We start from the raw sequence: 3,313 nt of genomic DNA on the forward strand, positions 1-3,313 counted from the left end.
AAAACAGGAGATAAATAGTCATTTTAAAGTAAATTCGGGGGTTTCATTGGGGGGGGAGAGGAATAGACGAAACCTACCCCTCCCGAGTATGTTTGGTAAATTTAAGGAGTTAATCGACGGTCTCTGGTGGTTCCTTAGTCGCTTTCCAACCTTGGGTCATCTTCCATAAAGTATATGGAGCAATCGCTCCAAACAAAGCAAAGCCAATCCAAAGTGCAAAAAAGATTATGGCAAAGATACTGAATATCTTTAGTTCTGGAGGAACAAACACTGTAATCAACCGCATCCATTTCCCTTTTCATCAAACTTGGTATATTATACCATTAAATCCAAATAAAAAACTGAATCGATAACGAATTAAAAACGACTTGCCATCCCCTCTCATCAGAGTTAACATACACACCAATTAGCCTACACCATTCTGTTAGCGAGTATATGTTCACACGAAAAAAACTCCGCCGCGTGATAAGGAGGAGGAAGAAAATAATTTTTTTTCCTGAATGAATCATAAAAGTTAGTTTTTTTCGAATTATATAATTTTTAATTTCCTACAAAATCCTTTAGTAAATAAATATAACCAGCAATTAGAATTAAACCTATAATCAAGAATAAATTATGACTTATGTGTCTTCTTAACTTTAACTTACTGTGAACTTTTCAATCATACTAATGTTTTGTTCAGTTAAGGTTGAGACTGCTTTCGAAGAAGCCGAAAAAAATGATTTATCCAAGTGTGCAACTCCTTGTAAGATTTAAATTACATCGAACCAAAAAATTGTTACATTTTGGTAAAGATGTTGCGTTTGCCCATCGCATCCTATATGCTTTTTACGTAAGAGAAAATACTAATTTCGTGGAGGGATTACAAATGAAAAATCGTTTGAAGTCATTCGTACTATCTGCTGTAGTTGTTGTTTCGATATTGAGTGTCACCTCTGCAGTTTCAGCACATCCTCTAGTAAATATTCATAACTACAGTAATTATAATTCCTATCTTACCGCTTTAACTCAACAATATTGGATTGATGGAAGCAATGCGCATGATCAATGGGAACTTGACGCACAAAATGCACAGTACGAAGCAGACATTGCTGCTGCAAAAATTTATTTTGGTGTAAATTAATGTAAAGCCAATCCTCTTTAAGTTAGAAGCTCTTTTACTATGGGGCTTCTTTTTATTATTCATAATATTTAGTAGCAAGAAACCATTAGATATAAAACCAATCTTTTATTAGATATCTTTGTTTTTTGTCTTTATAACGTTGCAATTCCTCTTGTTCTTGACGTATCAATTCGTTACTTACTTTACTTAATTCGCTATCTGGAATATCTCGTTCATTCTCGAATGCCGCGCGTTGCATTCTCAAATATTTTTCTCGAATTTCTCTAATCTCTGGATTTATAATTCGACTAATTTCTTCTTGACCCAACTCTTTTTTAAATTGATCTTCATAGCTTAAATAATCCATATTCATGAAAACCTCCTATGAAATCAGTTTTTTATTGACTTAAATAAAATTGATCTCTTACGATAATCCATTCAAGCAATAAAGCTTTAAATTCATTCGTTTTTATAGCACAGTCATTCATACCAGCTTCCGCGTAAGGATCAGTAATTCTAGTATGAGCGTGTCGAAAGGGTTAGAAAAAAAGAACCTCCTCTTCAGGAAGTTCCTCAATTTATTATTAAATTAGGTCATTCCTTACCACGCACTCCACATGTGTGGAGACGCTGAAAGAGATATAATAGTTTTCAAGTAACGTGTATGACTTCGCTACGAGAACACGATGTTATAAGATGTTGGCTGCTTTCAAACCCTCATAAATTACTGACTATGATTTATTATATGAGCAATTTCTTTTACTCTCTCCATTGTAATTCCTTCTCTTTGTTCAACTGCAAGTGGATGATCAGTCTGTTCTAGTTCTATTAACGGAACAGCGCCAACTTCTTGTGTATGTACCATTGTTTTCAATGACAATGTAGTTACTGGATATATTGACAGCTCCGTCGACAACCAACCAAAATAAGGTTGTTCATTCTCCCTTCCTTGTACGTGCAAAAATTCATTGGATTTAAAAAAATTCTCTTCACTAAGAGAAACCCAAACACTCCAAATAAATTTCTCTTTACAATCAATTATCGGTATTTCAATATGTCCTCTTATATAGAAATATTGCTCATCAATTACACAAAAATCTCTAATTAACTCTGTTCTTTTCTCTTCTGGTACCGTGTAAAAATAGTACGGAGCTTCAATTCCGTAACATAAAGGAACTTCACTTAATTCATCGTTACATTGAGGGCATTTCATGGTTTATACTCCTTGATCATTTCTTCTCGATTTCATAATACGTTCTTGTATTCACGAACCAAGAGAGGACTAAGCCGTTTTAACTCCGAATCAAAGACTAGCCTTGTAAGGTTATCTGCCTAATTTTTCTTTCCCAATAGGGATGTTAGCTAGCAACGTATGTGCCTTCTTTTGAGTTACTTGATGCTATTATTCAAAATCTTTAAAACTTCATCTTTTGATTTAGACATCTTATTCATGAGATCTTCTATTAAGTTATCTGCGAATACAAATTCTTTAGCATTCGCCCAACGAGTTCGTTCTTCCAAATAAGATAAACAGGCTTCTTCAGTTGTTACGGTTTCATAATATTCTATGCTAATAGCTTTAATATTAAAAAATCTCAAACAAATTTCCTGTACGCACTCGTTAATTGTTTTTTGATTTATCCCCTTATCAGGATGCCAAATTTCGAATGATCTAGGTTTAATATTGTATTCATTCTTAGGTAGATTTTCATATGGAAGTTCATAGAAATCTTCATCGTTAGGTCCGTCATAATAATAGTAATACTGAATTTCATTTCCTACTAAATGTTCTTTAATATGTTCAACAAAATCCTTTTCTTCTGCATCATTTTCTAAACTTTCAAGTCCATCTCTTAAATAATTCTTAGAACATATACATGTACTTCCAAGTCGTGTATATTCTTGATCCTTCTTCTCATATATAATAATGTCTTCCCAGCCCTCTAAACCTGAAAACCCATAAATTCCCCACCAATAGTTCATTGAACTTATCTTTACATATATAACTTTTTAAATGCAAGTAATTTTGTAACACTCCCCTCGAAATCGCTTTCAATACATACATTTCGTATAGCTAATTATTAGTAACTCAAACTTCGCAGAGCGAAATTAGTCTTAAATCCTTGATACATATAGCAGAACCAGGATAATGATTGACCTCTTGCTAAAATAGAAAAACACCGCTTCGGTTTGGTATAGTGATTGTGACGA

At 33.4% G+C, this 3,313-nt stretch carries 5 protein-coding genes; 1 reads left to right on the plus strand and 4 read right to left on the minus strand.

Translation table 11 applies throughout. The features are described 5' to 3' along the window. Positions 1–109: 109 nt before the first annotated feature. Positions 110–286 (minus strand): DUF6199 family natural product biosynthesis protein, encoded by a 177-nt coding sequence (locus tag IEY34_RS38255; RefSeq protein ID WP_505817145.1) that lies wholly within the window; start codon positions 284–286, stop codon positions 110–112. A gap of 582 nt (positions 287–868) precedes the next feature. On the opposite strand from IEY34_RS38255, the gene IEY34_RS35995 reads away from it, so the two are divergent. Beyond that, positions 869–1,123, plus strand: a complete 255-nt coding sequence (locus IEY34_RS35995) for a hypothetical protein (RefSeq protein WP_189021072.1) — start codon at positions 869–871, stop codon at positions 1,121–1,123. 85 nt (positions 1,124–1,208) lie between these two features. Here IEY34_RS35995 and IEY34_RS36000 read toward each other — a convergent pair whose 3' ends face one another. The 3 genes from IEY34_RS36000 to IEY34_RS36010 form a co-directional block, all read right to left on the minus strand. Beyond that, on the minus strand, positions 1,209–1,475 hold the full coding sequence (locus IEY34_RS36000) for a hypothetical protein (protein ID WP_229758029.1): 267 nt from the start codon (positions 1,473–1,475) through the stop codon (positions 1,209–1,211). Positions 1,476–1,826: 351 nt separating this feature from the next. Further along, positions 1,827–2,315: a DUF2199 domain-containing protein gene (locus IEY34_RS36005; protein ID WP_189021074.1), complete on the minus strand. Its 489-nt coding sequence runs from the start codon at positions 2,313–2,315 to the stop codon at positions 1,827–1,829. A 176-nt stretch (positions 2,316–2,491) separates the two neighbouring features. Next, positions 2,492–3,085: a hypothetical protein gene (locus IEY34_RS36010; protein ID WP_189021076.1), complete on the minus strand. Its 594-nt coding sequence runs from the start codon at positions 3,083–3,085 to the stop codon at positions 2,492–2,494. Between the last annotated feature and the right edge of the window lie 228 nt (positions 3,086–3,313).

The sequence above is a fragment of the Paenibacillus marchantiophytorum genome (assembly GCF_014640555.1).
In the GTDB taxonomy this organism is placed as follows: Bacteria; Bacillota; Bacilli; order Paenibacillales; family NBRC-103111; genus Paenibacillus_E; species Paenibacillus_E marchantiophytorum.